This window comes from Haloferula sp. (assembly GCF_049672945.1).
GTDB lineage: Bacteria > Verrucomicrobiota > Verrucomicrobiia > Verrucomicrobiales > Akkermansiaceae > Haloferula.
In genome coordinates this window covers 13,101-29,321 of sequence record NZ_JBATWY010000160.1, presented here as the reverse complement: position 1 = coordinate 29,321, position 16,221 = coordinate 13,101, and the positions used below count along the sequence as shown (strand labels likewise).

At 59.1% G+C, this 16,221-nt stretch carries 10 protein-coding genes and 1 pseudogene; 8 read left to right on the top strand and 3 right to left on the bottom strand.

Features of this window, described 5'->3' with window-relative positions; genetic code table 11:
* The 4 genes and pseudogenes from WBG04_RS14015 to WBG04_RS14000 form a co-directional block, all read left to right on the top strand.
* Positions 1-539: pseudogene (locus tag WBG04_RS14015) on the top strand (hypothetical protein); the annotation flags it as partial.
* A gap of 365 nt (positions 540-904) precedes the next feature.
* Positions 905-2,179, top strand: coding sequence for a mechanosensitive ion channel family protein (locus WBG04_RS14010; RefSeq protein WP_424315074.1), 1,275 nt, complete (start codon positions 905-907; stop codon positions 2,177-2,179).
* 173 nt (positions 2,180-2,352) lie between these two features.
* Positions 2,353-2,541, top strand: coding sequence for a hypothetical protein (locus WBG04_RS14005; protein ID WP_424315073.1), 189 nt, complete (start codon positions 2,353-2,355; stop codon positions 2,539-2,541).
* A 69-nt stretch (positions 2,542-2,610) separates the two neighbouring features.
* A complete protein-coding gene (locus tag WBG04_RS14000; protein WP_424315072.1) occupies positions 2,611-3,012 on the top strand; it encodes a hypothetical protein in 402 nt (133 codons plus the stop codon).
* A gap of 22 nt (positions 3,013-3,034) precedes the next feature.
* Here WBG04_RS14000 and WBG04_RS13995 read toward each other — a convergent pair whose 3' ends face one another.
* The gene (locus WBG04_RS13995; protein WP_424315071.1) at positions 3,035-3,787 is read right to left on the bottom strand and encodes a type 1 glutamine amidotransferase domain-containing protein; all 753 of its coding nucleotides are present in this window, start codon (positions 3,785-3,787) and stop codon (positions 3,035-3,037) included.
* Positions 3,788-3,926: 139 nt separating this feature from the next.
* On the opposite strand from WBG04_RS13995, the gene WBG04_RS13990 reads away from it, so the two are divergent.
* Together WBG04_RS13990 and WBG04_RS13985 are read left to right on the top strand one after the other, a co-directional pair.
* Entirely contained in the window at positions 3,927-5,423 is a 1,497-nt protein-coding gene (locus WBG04_RS13990) for a cryptochrome/photolyase family protein (protein WP_424315070.1), read from the top strand.
* Between the two features lie 203 nt (positions 5,424-5,626).
* Positions 5,627-5,860, top strand: coding sequence for a hypothetical protein (locus tag WBG04_RS13985; protein ID WP_424315069.1), 234 nt, complete (start codon positions 5,627-5,629; stop codon positions 5,858-5,860).
* Between the two features lie 9 nt (positions 5,861-5,869).
* On the opposite strand, the gene WBG04_RS13980 is transcribed toward WBG04_RS13985, so the two are convergent.
* Positions 5,870-7,411, bottom strand: a complete 1,542-nt coding sequence (locus WBG04_RS13980; protein WP_424315068.1) for an AMP-binding protein — start codon at positions 7,409-7,411, stop codon at positions 5,870-5,872.
* Between the two features lie 165 nt (positions 7,412-7,576).
* On the opposite strand from WBG04_RS13980, the gene WBG04_RS13975 reads away from it, so the two are divergent.
* Complete coding sequence (locus WBG04_RS13975; RefSeq protein ID WP_424315067.1) at positions 7,577-8,080, top strand: hypothetical protein; 504 nt, start codon at positions 7,577-7,579, stop codon at positions 8,078-8,080.
* A gap of 177 nt (positions 8,081-8,257) precedes the next feature.
* Positions 8,258-10,258: a hypothetical protein gene (locus WBG04_RS13970; protein WP_424315066.1), complete on the top strand. Its 2,001-nt coding sequence runs from the start codon at positions 8,258-8,260 to the stop codon at positions 10,256-10,258.
* An 89-nt stretch (positions 10,259-10,347) separates the two neighbouring features.
* Here the strand turns inward: WBG04_RS13970 and WBG04_RS13965 are convergent, their stop codons facing one another.
* On the bottom strand, positions 10,348-16,200 hold the full coding sequence (locus WBG04_RS13965) for a LamG-like jellyroll fold domain-containing protein (RefSeq protein WP_424315065.1): 5,853 nt from the start codon (positions 16,198-16,200) through the stop codon (positions 10,348-10,350).
* Positions 16,201-16,221 lie beyond the last annotated feature (21 nt).

The window sequence follows — 16,221 nt, the reverse complement described above, 5'->3', positions numbered from 1 at the left end:
GCGCCAGCCTCTGTGACGATCCCGCCGATTACCGCTGGTGCGGCTACGCCGAAGCCCTCGCCGGCGGACGACTTGCCCGCCAGGCCGTCTCATTCCTCAACTCGCTGGCACCGCACGGTGGGCGACTTCCTGACAACCAGCGTCCGAAAACCCACAAAGAAAGCCTCCAACGCTGGCGCTGCTGGCTTTTCGGCCTGCCGGAAACGGAAGCCGCGCAAGCCGAGCAACTCGCCCGCGAGAAAAGCCGGCCCGGAACAGCCGCGACGAGAGACCGAGTCCCCCGAGAAACCGCGCTGAGAGTTCTCAAAAAGGGCGGCCGCCTCGACCGGGCGACCTACCTTCGATGCCGCGTGCGCTATTTCACCGACGGCCTCGTCATCGGCAGCCGCGACTTTGTCGAACAGGCCTTTGCCGCCTGCCGAGATCATTTTTCAGCCACCCGCCGCCACGGAGCCCGACCGATGCGTGGAATCGAACTCGCACCCAAGCCCGAGCGACTCTACGTCGCGAGGCAGCTTCAGAAAGAAGTCGTAAGCTAAGGATCGTCGATCTCTCCGGGCGGCAACATACCCAAGGATCATGCCCGGTGGCTTGCCTCTCGAAGCCTCAACGAAGCGCGACGGACAGGGTGGAATTGACTGCGCTGCGCTCCGTCTATTCCAGATTCGCGCGCTCCGCTCGCATGATAGGATAAGATGCCAAGCAAACAGTAGAGAATGACGCGGACGTGGCGGGTTAGAATCGTCAGAAGAACAGAGGATTGAGGCGGTTATCCGGCGGTCATGGCGGGGCGGATTGCCCCTTGCGATCAATGGACCCCCGATTTGGCGTGGGGTGCGCCTCATTTATCTTCACCCTTGCTTGACCGGCCAGCGATCATCGGCAGGATGCTGGAGATATGATTTTGAAAACACCCCGCCTGGTCGGAACGTTCGTCTTCATCCTCGCCCTCGCCAACCTCCGCGCTGCGGATGCCCCCGAGGCGCAGACCGCAGGCGACCCTTCGATCCCGACGGAAAACCTCACCCTCCGGCTCGAACCCCTTACAGAACCTGAACTGGCTGTAGAAACCGAAGCCTGGCAATTGCTCCTCAAGGAGAAGGCGAGCGAGGTCGCTGAAGCGGAAATTCAAGTGAGAAGCGATCCTTCCGCCGAAGAAAAGACCGCCTTACTCGAATCCATCAGCAAGCTGCAGAGTGAGAAGTCGGGCGTGCTCGAACGTTTCAAGATCGTCGTCGACGCGTACGAGGTCAAAGGAGGCGACGCGACCGCCCTTCGGAAATACGCGGCTGCCGTGGACGGGATCAGCGCCGATGTCACGGATGTATCCACCACCTGGTTTTTGGTCACTGACTGGCTCCAATCCAAGGAAGGCGGCATCAAGTGGGGTCTCAACACCTTGAAGTTTGTCGGCATCATGATTGCTTTCTGGTTCATCTCCCGAATCGCGACACGACTCGTGACCAATATCTTCAAACGAACGGCCTACCTGTCGAATTTGCTTGAGACCTTCATCTGCAAGATGGTGGGCCGCGTGATCCTTCTGGTGGGACTGATCATTGCGTTGGGAACCGTCGGCGTGAATGTCGGCGCAGCTCTGGCATTGATTGGCGGTGGCGCATTCATCCTCGCCTTCGCCCTGCAGGACACGCTCGGCAATTTCGCCAACGGCATGATGCTGCTCATCTACCGTCCTTTCGATGTCGGTGATGCGGTTGAAGTGGGCGGAGTTACCGGCAGCGTCGAAAGCGTCAGCTTGGTCAACACCACCATCCTCACTTTCGACAACCAGAAGGTCATCGTCCCCAACAAGAATGTGTGGGGCCAGGTCATCACCAACATCACCGGCATGCCGACCCGCCGTGTGGATATGGTATTCGGAATCGGATACGACGACGACACCGACAAGGCGTGCTCGATCATCAAGAAGATCGTTGAGGAACACCAACTTGTCCTTGAGGATCCCGCGCCGGTCGTCCGGATCAATGAACTGGCCGATTCATCCGTGAACTTCATTTGCCGGCCATGGACGAAGACAGGCGACTATTGGACGGTTCATGCCGACATCACCGATCGGGTGAAGAAGGAGTTCGATGCAGCTGGTATTTCGATTCCTTATCCACAACAGGACGTCCATATGCACACCGTTGGAGGATCACATGAAAAGAACGAAGTCTAGTTCCCTGGCTCGGACAGAGGCTCGATCCCGAAGGTTCATCAACGCGTCATCAAAGCTCTGCAAGGCAAGACTGGCCAACGTTTTTGGTTGAATCAAAAATGGATAGGAGATCCTCTTCCCCGATCAGAAGGGTTGATCTCAATTTGAACCGGAAAGGCCTCCTAATCGCGTGGTTGCCGACCCTCGTTTTACTGAATGTCGGCAATGCCGCTGCCGTCTACCTGCTCTTCGTTGAAGGAAAGGACTTTGGTCTGGGCATCGTTCCGATGTTCAACTTCGACGGCGAGTCGAATTTCCCCACTCTGTTCAATGGGCTTCTCCTCGGTTTCGGATCGGCGCTTGCTTCCTGTATCTCATCATAGCTGCGGAAAGACAGCGGATCACGAGCCGACCAGCGGGCGTGGTTCGGCATCGGCGCCATTCTTTGCTTCATGATGCTCGATGAGCTTTGTCGAATCCATGAAGCCCTTGATTGGATCCTGATGGCCCGGCTCAAGACTGAAGGGTCGCTCGCGTGGCCCTGGGTGATTCCCTACGCGCTATTGGCGGTGGGAGTCGCCGCTTTCTTCCTGAAGTTCTACTTGAGACTCGGGAGGCGCTATCAGGTCCTTTTCGGGTTGGCGGCCATGATCTATGTCACCGGTGCCATCGGCTTCGAAATGATGGAAGCCGCTCACGCTGAAAAGCACGGCATCGAGTCGCTCGGCTTCGGCATCCTCTATTCGATCGAGGAAACCCTTGAAATGCTCGCGGTGATTCTCGCCAACTGGACCATCATGACCTACGCGGTCGAGCACTGTCCCGATCTCAGATTGGAGTTGAAGATCACCTAACGTCCTCTGCCGGAAGTGCTGATCAATCTTCGGCCGTCAGACCCTCGACAAACAGCTGAGCCGCCTTCTTGGCTGATGCCGGATTTTGACCGGTAACCAAACGGCCATCACGCACCGCATTTTCCGAGAAGGCCTCCGCCGGGACGATCTCAGCTCCCATGTCTTCGAATGCTGTCTGCAGCAGGAAGGGAACGACCTCCGTCAACTCGACCTTCTCCTCCTCCTCGTTGGTGAAGACCGCAACCTTTTTGCCCGAAACCAAAAGACTGCCGTCCGGAAGCTTCAGATTCACCAGCGCGGCCGGACCGTGACAAACGGCGCCCACGACGCCACCCCGGGAATAAATGGAGGCCGTTACGGCGCGAAGCTCGGCTGAAGCAGGAAAATCCCACATGCTGCCATGGCCACCTGCGAAAAAGATCCCTCCGTATTCCCCGGGTCCGACATCGGATAGCGCCATTGTTTCCGCCACGCCCGGCTTGTCCTTGTCGCCATTCCCAAAATTCTTCCAGAAGGCCGCATTCGCTTCATCTTCAAGCTCAAGGCTTTTTGGATCGAGCGGTGCGAATCCACCTTCCGGACTCGCCAACTTCACCTTGTAGCCCGCTTTGGTGAAAACCTCGTGAGGATGAGCCGCTTCAGACAGGTAGAATCCCGTCGGCTTGCCGGTTTCTCCCAACTCCGCATGATTGGTCAGCACGAGAAGGAGCGGCTTTTTATCCGCGGCAAAAACGCTCAGGGACAGTGCGAACAGGGCAGCGATGATTCTTTTCATCTGTTGCGATACCCCAGATCGACGACGTTTCAAGGAGAAGCTCACGATCCTGCCGCGAGATGATCCCTTGCAGATCGCGTCACCCTATCAACTTTGTCGAAGTGCGACGACCTCAATCCATTCCTCCCGCCAAACCACGATGAGCACGGCAAGCCTCGTTTATCCTCACCAACTTTTCTGTGATTCCCCGGCCCTCTCAAATGGTGACCCGGTCTACATCATCGAGGACCCCCTTCTCTTCGGAACCGACCGCCACTATCCGCTGCAGGTCCATCGACAACGACTCGTTCTTCACCGAGCCTCGATGAAAGCCCACGCTGCCGATCTTCAGCGCAGGAACCATGAAGTCCACTACATCGACCTTCCCCAGGGAGGCAACAGCAGTTCACTCACCGTGCTTCGCGCCGCCATTCCCAAGTCCATCAAGCGCATTGAAGTTTGTCATCCGCATGACGACATGCTCCTGCGGCGACTGCAGCGCTTCGCCGATGAGCGGAAGATCGACCTGAATATCCACCCGTCCCCCAACTACCTGACTCCGGCGGATTTCCTCGAAAAGCATACCGGACTCTCGCTCAAAAAGCCCTTCATGGCCAATTTCTACAAGGCGCAGAGACGTCGAATGGGGATCCTCATGGAAAAGGATGGTTCACCCAAAGGCGGCAAATGGTCATACGATGAGGAGAACCGAAAACGACTCCCGAAAGATCAGCCCGTCCCCGAGGCACCATCTACCCGACAAAACGACTACGTGCGCGAAGCGATCGAGTGGACCCAGAACCGCTTTCAAGACAACCCGGGGTCGCTCGATGCCTTCGGCTGGCCGGTCACACGGCGGGCGGCGCTACTATGGCTGGATCAATTCTTCGATGAACGTTTCGCCCGGTTCGGCGACTACGAAGACGCCATATCGCAGGACCATCGGGTGCTCTTCCATTCCGTTCTAACACCGGCCCTCAACGTGGGTCTCATCAACCCTCAGGAAATTGTCGACCGCGCGCTGGAATGTGCCAAGGAAAAGCAGGTCCCCATGAACGCGCTGGAGGGGTTCATCCGGCAGATCATCGGCTGGCGTGAGTTCATGGCCGGCATCTACCTCCATCGTGGAACGCAGCTCCGAAACTCAAATTACTGGAAACACCGTAGGAAGATTCCGAAATCCTTCTACGAAGGAAATACCGGGATCCCTCCACTCGACGACAGCATCCGACATGCTCTCCAGCATGGCTACTGTCACCACATCGAACGGCTGATGATCCTGGGAAACTTCATGCTGCTGTGTCGAATCGATCCCGAAGAGGTCTACCGCTGGTTCATGGAACTCTTTGCCGACGCCTTTGACTGGGTGATGGTTCCCAACGTGTTCGGCATGTCCCAATTCGCCGACGGAGGAACTTTCACCACCAAACCCTATATCTCGGGATCAAACTATGTGCGCAAAATGTCCGACTATCCGAAAGGGGATTGGTGCGCTGTTTGGGACGGGCTCTACTGGAGCTTCATCGCTGATCATCTGGACTTCTTCGCGGGAAACCACCGCCTCAGCATGATGGCGCGCTCGTGGGAACGGATGGATCCAAGCAAGAAAAAGGCTCATCGGAATCAGGCACGACAGTTTCTCGATTCCCTCGATTGAATCTCGTCCGGCTTCGTGTCGGTCCGACCGTCCAGCCTGCAAGCGTCAGCTCAAAAACAAGGAATTCCCCCCTTTCACAGGCATTTTCCGGGGTTTTCTGTTGCTTCACTTGCAGATCGAGACGTATGGCTGCGCCGCGCGGCTGAGGTCGCACCGAAAATGTGCAGGATCAGCCTGCCGAACTCACACAAGGAGATCCACCGATGGCTTCCACACCAAGCAAAGACTACAAGCGCCGCGAGCGGGAACAGAAGAAGCTCGAGAAGAGAATGGCCCGTGAGGAAGCGAAAGCCGACAAACTCGACGAAAAACGCGCCGAAGAAGAAGCCGCAGCCGAGGCCGCCATTAAAAAGGCTGCAGCCGATGAGGAAGCCCGAATCGAAGCCGAATTCGAGGCCGAGCTCGCCGCTGAAGCCAAGCAGAAGGACAAGGCCTGATTCAGGTTGTCAGCCATTTGTGGCAATTCGCTGCAGCTCCTTCAGGTCGAGCTTCCCCGAACCGAGATAGGGCAGCTCCTCAACCTGCAAAAACTGCCCGGCCTTGGGCTTCCATAGGTTGGGAATCGTGGCATCAGGGAGCTTCTTCATCACTTCCTCAAGCAATGGCCCATCCGCCGTGTGTACGACAACAAGTCGCTCGCCCTTTTTCTCGTCAGGCACACCGGTGACCGCGAAAACCTGATCCGTGCGGCCGGAAAGCTCGTTGAGGACTTCCTCGACATTGCCATGCGGCACCATCTCTCCCCCGATCTTGCTGAAGCGGCTGAGCCGTCCTTCGATCCAGATGAAGCCGTCCTCATCGATGCGAACGACATCGCCGGTATCATACCATCCGTCGTTCAGAACCTCGGCGGTCTTCTCGGGCATTCCAAGATAGCCGCCCATCACGTTGGGGCCCTTGACCCGCAGCAGGCCGGCCTCACCTTCGGCGACACGCTCGCCACTTCCGGGATCGACGATCATCGCTTCCATCCCACCTAACAGCTTGCCGATCGATCCGGCGCGGACCCGCCCAGGGCCGTTCAAGGCCACCCCGGGCGAGCACTCGGTGCAGCCGTAGGCCTCGAAGGGACGACAGGAAAACTTCTCTTCAAAAGCATCCGCCACCCGCGGTGGAAGCTTCTCCGCCCCCACCACGACCAGGCGCAATGCCTTGAGTTGCTCGGACTCGATTCCTCGCAGGTAAAATTGAAGAAAGGTCGGCGTCGCGATCATGATGGTCACTCCGTGTTCGGCGGCAAGAGGACCGATGACTTTCGACTCCATCGGATTGAAATGGAACGCGCAGCCGAACCCACACACCATCGGTCCGGCAATCGTCGCCATGAAACCGAAGGAGTGGAAGAACGGCAAGACCCCCAACATGCAGTCCTGCTCGACGAAGGCATAGACTTCGCTCACCTGTTGAACGTTCGAGATCACATTGCGATGACTGAGCATCACCCCTTTGGGCTTCCCGGTGCTGCCGCTGCTGAAGATGATCGTCGCAAGATCATCCGGACTGGCCCCGGATCCTCCCAGCCGCTTGAGCAAAGCCTCCGTTGAGGTCATTTTTGCCAGCCAAGCCGCTCTGAGCTTCTCGCCGAGACGGGGATTCGCCACGAGGTTCTCGATCACATGAATCCGGACCGGAAGATCCAGTTTCAAGCGCTCCATCAGCTTCTTCGAAACCACGAGATCCGTGATCCCACACTGCTGAAGGCAGGAAACGATCGCGTCCTGGGAGAGCGTGTAATTCAGATTGACCGGCACCTTTCCCATCAGCAGTGCCGTCCAGTTCAGGAGTGCTCCCCCGACCGAAGGGGGAAGCATCAGTCCCACCTTCTGCTGACCACGCCACAGCGGTTCCAGCCGGCCGCTCAGGAAGAGGCACTTGGTGAGAGCTTCGCCAAAGGTGACTTTGGACCCGCCGGAATCAGCAAGCGCGAAGCGACCACTGATTCTCCTGGCCGTGCTGACTAAAGTCTCCTGAAAAGTCATCTCATTCATAAGAGGCGCAAACTAGTCGAACGAAAACGGTTTAGGAAATCGAATCGCCCGGACAGATGATCGATCCTTTCGATGGAGGGATTGAAGCAGGTCACCCCAATGCCCCGCGCACGTCTTGAGTTATAAGCTGGGATGAATCCTCGCTTCCGTCTTGGATAGCGCGCGATGAAGTTTACCTGCCTGACGCTATTTCTGTTCGGGGCCCTCTGCAGTTGCGTCCCACAAACCCGGACGAGCCAACTGGTGCCCGTCGTCAAGTCGAGCGCCAACACTGGTCAGCCGGTTCTCGTTAGAATCACCGGCAGCAGAAACCAAGCCCCGCTGGAAGGCTTGGAGATCGAAGCGGAAGACTTCAAAGAAGCGCTCGAAACCTCGGTCGTCGACTCCGGTCTCTTTGCCGGAATCGGTGGCGGGGCCTACGAGCTGGAAGCGACCATTGTGAGCAGCCGTCAACCAGCGGCCGTCTTCAGCGTCACCACCGAATTCGTGATCGCCTACACCCTGACCAAGGGAGGATCCATCGTCTGGAAAGACACCATCCGCTCCAGCCACCTCACCTCGACGGCAGAGTCCTCTATCGCTGAGTTTCGCGACCGCATGTCGGCCGAAGGAGCGATGCGGGAGAACATCCGGGTGGCCATCGGAGGGATGTCTGCGCGGCTTCAATAAGTCCTTGGAATCCGGCCCAATTAGGTAAAAGCGGGTCCAAAAACTCTTCGAAAACGCCAAAACCTTGAAGAACAGGACATTCCCGGCTGATTAAAAGCATCGATTGATAAATCCTGATTGTGTATGATCCTTGAGATTTCGAAAGGCATGCACCGACACCCATCAGTCCCGAACCTGTTGAAGAAAACTTGCCACTGGCTCTTTGCCAGCTTGCTCGTCTCCTCATTTCAAGCGTCCGCAGCCAGCCTGCGCAGCCCGTCGCAGGCCGCCGTCGATGCGGCGATCGCCACCAACTTCATTAGCTATGACCGGGACTTTTCCGGTGGTGCCCATACCAATGGCGCGCTCTACGGCGGCGCTTCGGTCACCCTCGCGGTCGCCAGCCACGCAGGAAATACCAGTGCCGATGCCCGGCTCCTCGAGCAGATCCGCCACACTTTGACTCCTGGCAAGGAACCCACTTCCAATGGGGGCTACCCCGCCCAGCACGAGCGGCATGTCACCGGCATGTTCGCCATTGTCCGTCACACCCCGAGAATTTGGGACCAGCTCAGCGACAGCGAGCAAGCGCGCATCGACCTGATCATGAAGGCCACCCTCATCGGATGCGCCTTCACCACCAGTGACGAGAATCCCTTCATCAAAGCTGGGAATCAGCAGTATACCCTCGATGGCGACAGCAACCTGAGCCGAAACTGGAACCCGAACTACCGCGAGGGGATGCTCGGTGGGGTGATTGTCAGCACCGTCTACTTCGGCCCCACTGCAACCTCGGCCTTCCTTGAGTCCTACGACCACTCGGATTTTGTCGCTGAACTGGCAGCGGCCAACCTTCCGAACATGCTCGAGACCTTCACCTGGAAAGAGAACAACCCCTCATCGGGAGCACCAAGCGCCGCCATGATCGAGCAGGCGGTAAACAACTACCGGTGCTACGGCGACTCCATCGCTGAGTTTCTCGGAATCTACTTCCGGCTCGCCCAAGATACCTTCAGCAAAGCCGTCATCGCTGGGATTAACGGCGGCAATGGCATCGACGGCGCTGGGAAGATCGTCTCGGGTGCCGCCGAGTTGCCGAATCCCGGTGCCATCGGCATGCTCAAGGAGTTCAATGGAGTCGACGCCAAAGGCGCACGCAGCTCGATACGTTACGCCATCGATGGCTCCCGCCCTCACATGACCAATCACCTGACCCTGATCGTCGGTGGCTACTGGCCCGCAGGCACCCCTCTTGCCAACCAAGCCGTCACCCTGATGGATGTCGGAAATACCGACCTCTGGTACAAGGCCGAAAAAGGCTACATCGGTTACGCCAAAGGAAAGTCGCAGGGGCTGATCGACTACCCGACTTCAGGAGCCAGGTTCGGCTTCATCTACAATCGATCGCTCTGGGAAGATGTCGTCAAACCCTACCACGGCCTTGGATCCGGTGGGCCGCCCGAGTTTCCCTCAGGCAGCCGGATTGCAACCGTGGCGGTCGCCGACCTCCGCCTGGATCCCTCCAGCCAGGCAGCTCTCGTCGGAATTACTGCCCTGAATCAATTGGCCAGCATCCTTGCAGGGCCGGAACTCGTTGATGATGACGAGTGGTGGCAGGTGAGCTTCGACAATGGCAACGCCGGTTGGCTGCTCAGAGCCGCTTTCGAAACGGCACCCGCGACAGATTTCATGAGCCTGTCCGGAGGCGCAGGATGGCAAAACCGCGACATCGAAACCCAATCCGAAAATTTTGCCATCTCCTTCAACATGAGGCCAGGGACCGCGTCGATGGACGCCGTCACCGGACTCTCCACCAATGAAGCCTCAGGTTATGCCGACCTTGCTGTCGCCATTCGACTCGCTCCTTCGGGAGCCTTCGATGCACGCAATGGGGGCTCCTATCAGTCGTCTGAAACTCTCAACTATCAACCAGGTGTCGTTTACCGCGTTCGCCTGATCGTCGATATCGAAAACCGGACCTACACCGCAACGGTCACCACACCCGAAGGCCGGACCACGACGGTGGCACAGGACTTCGCCTTTCGAAACGAGCAGTCCGCGGCGAACGAATTCAGCCATGTCGCCGCCACCTGCCAATCAGGATCCCAGATTACGTCTGGAATCGTACTCGGCAGTGCAACGACCGCCGAACTCACCAAACCAACCGGTCTGAGACGACTTCTTGACCCACCGGAATAGAAAACCGGAATGCCGGTTCGAAGACGGGAGAGACGGCAGGGGTCAGCTTCGCCGAAGCGGGTCGAGAGAACGCAGTGGGCCCACGAGCTCTAATCGATCATCAGTCGCAGTCGATAGAAGGTCGCGGGTTCCGGAGCGACATGCAGGGCGGTCACGCTGCGGATGATGCCGGGCGTTTCGTTGATGGTGGCTGATCCGGAGGGTGGAAGCCCGTTGTAACTGGTGGCGATGGGAGTCCACTCATCGAAATCCTCAGTGCATTCAAGGACCAGTGTGTGTCCGCGGGCAAGACTGTTGCGGGTGAAGCTGAGCTCCGCGTCATTGCCGATCAGGCGAACCTTGAGTGGAGTGAGAGAGTTATCTCCAAGCGCGAACTCAATCGCATTCGCGACACCGTTTCCATTGGCGTCGTGCGACGGACCGTTGACTGCGGCGTCGGCTTGCTGGGCAGCAGTCAGATGATCTGAAACCCAGTCGGCATAGGTTTCCACATCGGGGGCGGTATAGAGGGCCGAAATCTCACTCTGGCTCAAGGCGCGGCGATAGATGCGGAGGTCGTCGAGCTGTCCCCTCCACGAATTGCCGCCGCGGGTGGTGTCGCCGACCCGCAACAGACCGGGAAGCCTGCCGCTCGATCCCGTTGCATATTCGCTGATCGCTGGCCCATCATCGTAGTAAAGTCGCGTGCGCCAGATTCCGTCATCGTTGCGGTTCACCAAGGTCACGAGATGCCACTGACCATTGTTGATTGGTGACGAACTGATGTCGGCGTTGCTGCCGTACTGCTGACCGTTGATTGCCTGGATCCGTTCGCCGCTGCTGGTCATCCAGAGACGGTACTGCGTTTCCCAGGGAGACTCATCCCTGCCTTTGCCGATGATGGTATTGTAGCCAGCGGTGGTGGTGGTGCGGACCCAGACGGAAATGGTGTATTCGTCCCCACGCGGATCGAAGTCGAGGTCGGCCTGATTGTCGGGAAAAAAGCGCTGGATGGTCGCAGTGGGATCGGCTGGACCATACGCGCCGCCGAAGCGTCCATCAGAAACCCAGTGGGTCCCGGTCACCTCGGTGCTGTGGTTGTTTCCACCCACCGCGCTGTCCCAGACCATCGGTCCGGCACTTTCGTCGAAGGTGTAGTGAAGGATGAGGTCGGAGTCGTCGACATATCCCGCCACCGGTGCCACATCGAGTGTTAGAACCACGGAATCGCTGCCTGAGTCATCACTGACACGGAAGGTGAGAGGCGCTTGGGCAGGCGCATGGGTGGTGCCACTGATTACTCCCGAAGAGGAAAGGGTCAGACCCAGCGGAAGGCTGCCGGAATCGATCGTCCATGTCCGCATGGAGATTCCTCCGATCGCGTCGAGACCAAAGCTGTAGGGAACGCCGACGACGGCAGAGGGAAGCGCAGCCGTCTGGATCTGTAGTGGCGGGTTGACGACAATCTCGGCCGGCGCACTCATTACCTCACCTTGGGTATTGGTGATGCGCACGGTATAGCTTCCAGCATCAGCCGGACCAAGGGCGGCGATCTGCAGCTCGGGGCTGTCGCTTCCGACCACGGTGGTCCCACGTCGCCACTCGTAGCTGAAGGGCCCCGTACCACTGACGGCGACCGTGAGCAACAGGCTGTTTCCCTGCGCAAAGGTCGCGCCTTGAGGTTGCACGACGATCCCCGGAGCAGCAGGCAGCGGGGCAGCCGGTGAAGCCAGCACCGTACCGTTGGCATCCCGCCCGTCAATCTGTGTGAGATAAGCCATCAGGTCGCTCCGATCTGCGCTTGGAAGGCTGCTTACGAGGCGGTGGGGTTGCGCAGCGACGAGATCATCAGCGTTGGCGACAAGAATCGAGTTCAAGGTGAGGTCGCCGTTTCCCCTGACGACTTCAATCGTGTTTGTTGGACCTGCTTGAAGTACGACGTCCACCGTAAGCTGGCGCCAGCCGCTGCTTTGCCACGAGTTGTCGGGAAACTGGCGTTCCACGCTCAGTTGCTGCTCGACGCCGTTCACTCTCAGAAGGGCCGAGCCGCTGCTGTACCGCCGGATGTAGCGCAGGGTGATTCGAGCCGCCCCGCCAGCCCCACCATCGACGTCACTGAAGCGCACGCCAGAGCTTCCCTCGGTGCCGGAGATGCTCACCGCACGACCGCCAAACAAGCCGCGTGCGAAACCCCCTCCGCCCTGCGTGGGATCATCGGTGACGATGTCCGGACCAGCACCGAAGAGTTCACCTGAATCCCCCATGAGGAGCGTGCCTCCGGAGTAATCAAACACTTCGCCGAGATTACCAACCTGGCCATGGTGAAGATAGACCCTCGTGGCATGAAGACCGTGGAGAGTCGGGGTGTCGATCCCGGGCAGCGCTTGCCCCAAGCGCAATCCGCTGAGCGCCGACTGCGTGCCGACATCGAAAGCCATACGGTTCGTCAATTCCGATCCACTGTGACACGACGTGCAGTTCTCGGCAGTGAACACCGCTTGCCCTCTCGTTGCGGCGGAAGTCAGTGTCCCGTCCGCGTTCCGGTTCGGACTGCGGGGCGTGTGATCAGGTCCGAGTGATGAAACGTAGGCGGCAAGCGCATCGAGGTCGCTGCTCAGGCCGGTCTTCCCGCTTTGCGGATTCGGATGCTGTGCCGCAAATTGCTGCGGGCTCAGATCGAGCAGTCCCGTGCCACCGAAGGGACCTCGGATGTCGTGCTCGAAGTCCTGAATTTCATCAAAGTTCCCGCTCCAGTGGACAGCGCCGTGCCCGAGTCCGCTGCGCCCGCGAAGATCGGTGGTTCGCCGCAGGCCTTCGCCGCGACCGGTGAAGTCCCAGACCCGGCCGTCGTGGCCACCATCGATGTGGCAACTCGCGCAGGAAATGTAGCTGTCCGCACTCATGCGGGGATCGGCGGCATTGTAGAAGATGCGTTTGCCCTGAAGCACTTCCGCCGTGAACAACTCGGTACCGACCGCAGCAGTGGTCGCAACCAGCGGCAGGGACGTCTCGTTCTTCGCGAGGAGTGGCGAGGCATCTCTAACCGTCACGCTTCGACCCATGAAATCCTGAGTAAACAGCCGGTTCGATAGCCCATCGATCAGCAGCCCCTGCGGCGCGAGGCCGGTGCCGACATCGAGCGTCAGCACCGCGGGCTGGGTCTGCATCGAGCCGGCAACCACCTGCGCGGCAAGGGGGGCGAGACTCAGGGCATCCATACCAACCACCCGGTTGTTCCCCTGATGGGTGACGAGAATGGTATCGCCCAATGGCGTGTAGGTCACGGCGCTGGGGCTGTCGCTATTGTCAAAGTCGCGGCGCGAATTCGGTATCTCGGCATGGGTCGTGAGATCGATAAATGAAATGACGCTGCGGACCGTCGTTTCATGAGTCAGGTCCCCCACCCCGAAGAAGGTTCCACGCTGAATGTTGTCTTGTTTCGAAACCACGGCGGCACGGGTGCCATCGGGTGAGATCGCGATACCGGCGAGATAGTTCGGCACCCCCGCCGCGCGGTCACCACCGTCAATCGTAGCGGACGAGGTCAGGGTGAGCAGGCGGGTGAATCCGAGCGTCGCCGAGAACTCACTGACTTCACCCCGGAGTTCAGGCGATATGAAGCGGGGCACCAGCACCCGTGATCCGTCCGCACTGATCGCGATCGCGCGGGGGGAATCCAGTCCGTCCGTGGTCAACGGCGCAGCGGCCGGGTTGGCCGCCGAGTAGCGATGAAGCGCCCCCGAACCATACATCGTGACGTAGAGAAGACTGCCATCAGGAGAGGGCGCGATCGCAAATGGAGCCGATCCGTAGTCGAGGTCGATCGTGCTGTGGGTCGTTCCATCATCGTTGAGGACGAGGATCTCGTCACTGCCATGGCAGGTGATCCAGTAGCGGCCATTGGCGTCGCGAGCGATTCCCCGGGGATTCCGTCCAACCGCGTGTTCGGCAAGCTTGGCTCCGCTGACCGCATCGGCGACCGTCACGGTATTCGAGTCGGGATTCACACTCCACACCCTGCGCGCACCGGAGTCGTCGCCGATCGCCAAAGTGCTGCTTTGCGTCGGACCCGGTCCGGCCGGTGGCGGAGTGATGACGAGCAGCCTCAAGGAGTCGGTCGCAATGCCTCCATCGGCATCCCGCGCCTGAGCCAGCACCCGCGGCCGGGCGGCGGAGAGATAGGTGTGACTCGCGCTTGCCGAACTGCTCCATGCGCTCCAGTTGCCGTCGAAGTTGAAGCGGTATTCACGCGGACCCGTGCCCGTCGCGGTAGCCGTGACGGTGACTTCCTCACCTGGCGACGGCTGGTGGTTGGTGGCGTCCAGACCGGTGAATGCAGGCGGCGCAGGGGCGTTCAAACCGCCGCCCGTCGAGAAGCGGAAGGAATACGCCTCGATGTAGTTTCCCGCCGCGTCACGGAAACCGATTTGCTGTGCGGGGTCGCTGTGAAAGTCGACTTGATAGGTGGTTTCCGCCTCCAGGGGAGCATCAGGAGTAAAAGTCATGTTGCCGGAGAAATCGTGGATCAGGAAGCCCGGCGCGAAGGCCCCGAGCGTCTCGCTTTCATCCACGGCACGCAGCGTGAAGTCGATGCCATTGCGGGGCCCGCCATCTCGCGTGTGCTCATGCACGAGGAAACTCAGCGGGGCGTGGCGTGGGTAGTTCGTCCGGCCTGCCTGCGGAATGTGATAACTCACTCTTGGAACCGTCGTGTCCGGTGCCTGCTGATGGACCCAAACCCCGAGGCCCTGATTCTGCCCGGGAATCGGATAGCCGCCGGTGAGCCAGAGGTTTCCAAGCGGGAGCGACATCTGGGAGGTGTTCACCGCCGCAATCGCCCCCGGCGGCAAGGCCGGTGCACCCGCGGGACGAGGCGGGTTGGCCTCGTCGAGTGCCAGCACGATGGGATTGGCATCGCCGGCGACAAAGCGCGTCATGTCGATCTTGCGATTGTGAATGAAACCGAAGTTGTCCTGATAGACCGGGTAGGAAGCATTGGTGAAATTCGGAACCGTCAGGCTCGCCACCGTTTGGATGTCGGCGGTGGCCCCCGGCATGGTCGCCGAAGTGATGTCCGCGGCGATGAGGATATTTGTCGATGAGCCGATCACATAGAGCCCGGTGCCATCGCTGAAAAGATTCGGCCAATAACCTTGAAATCCACTGCTCAGCGAACCCACCAGATTGGCAGTGATGCCGTCATTCGACGGATCGGCGTCGTCCATGTTGTTGTAGGCCAGCCGATACACGACCACCCCGTCCGTTGCCGCTCCACCGCTGCGCGCCATGATGAGCAGGTCACCGAAAAACATCGGATGCCAGTCGCCACCTCCATAGGCACCGACGTGATCGAAGGACCCCAGCACCTGCCGGGTATTGTAGCCGAACTCATTGAGGCTTTGTCGTGAGATCTCAATGTCGGCGTCATCCGAGCCATACCACAACAGCGTGGCCGACCACGGTCCGGCCTGGGATGACCGGTTGTACCAGATCGGAACCTGTCCGATGTTCGGAATACCATTCGTTCCACCCAACTCGACAGGTCCACCGAAACCATCAACGCGCAGGACGCCGGGAAGGAGGAGATTGTCCGTTTGCGCGGTGCCGTGCGCGTTCCAACCGTAGTTTCCCTGAATCCAGGAATTGTTCGTGTAGCTCAGCCCGAAGTCGGCAGGAAGGCGGCGGATCAAGTTCTCCGGATCACTGACATCATAGACCCGCACTTCCAGATCAGAACCGATCCGTGAGCCCGGTGCCTCACCTCCCAAAATGATCCATCCGTTGAGATAGTTGATCGACGTCGTCCGCCCAATGGGCTCCGAATCGTTGAGCACCGGATGGCTGAGCAGCGTTCCCGGAGCTTCCGTGCGGGCCTGATTGAGAAACCCCGTAGTCGTCACCTGAGCCGTGATCGGTGCGGCAAGCGCGAAACCGATGAAGGCTTTGAGAAATAATGATGGCATGGAACCGAATTCGTTGGAATC

Bases quoted from the DNA above. Each gene is read 5' to 3' on its own strand.
- WBG04_RS14000 (WP_424315072.1), top strand. From the start codon at position 2,611: ATGATGCTCGATGAGCTTTGTCGAATCCATGAAGCCCTTGATTGGATC.
- WBG04_RS13995 (WP_424315071.1), bottom strand. From the start codon at position 3,787: ATGAAAAGAATCATCGCTGCCCTGTTCGCACTGTCCCTGAGCGTTTTT.
- WBG04_RS13990 (WP_424315070.1), top strand. From the start codon at position 3,927: ATGAGCACGGCAAGCCTCGTTTATCCTCACCAACTTTTCTGTGATTCC.
- WBG04_RS13985 (WP_424315069.1), top strand. From the start codon at position 5,627: ATGGCTTCCACACCAAGCAAAGACTACAAGCGCCGCGAGCGGGAACAG.
- WBG04_RS13980 (WP_424315068.1), bottom strand. From the start codon at position 7,411: ATGAATGAGATGACTTTTCAGGAGACTTTAGTCAGCACGGCCAGGAGA.
- WBG04_RS13975 (WP_424315067.1), top strand. From the start codon at position 7,577: ATGAAGTTTACCTGCCTGACGCTATTTCTGTTCGGGGCCCTCTGCAGT.
- WBG04_RS13965 (WP_424315065.1), bottom strand. From the start codon at position 16,200: ATGCCATCATTATTTCTCAAAGCCTTCATCGGTTTCGCGCTTGCCGCA.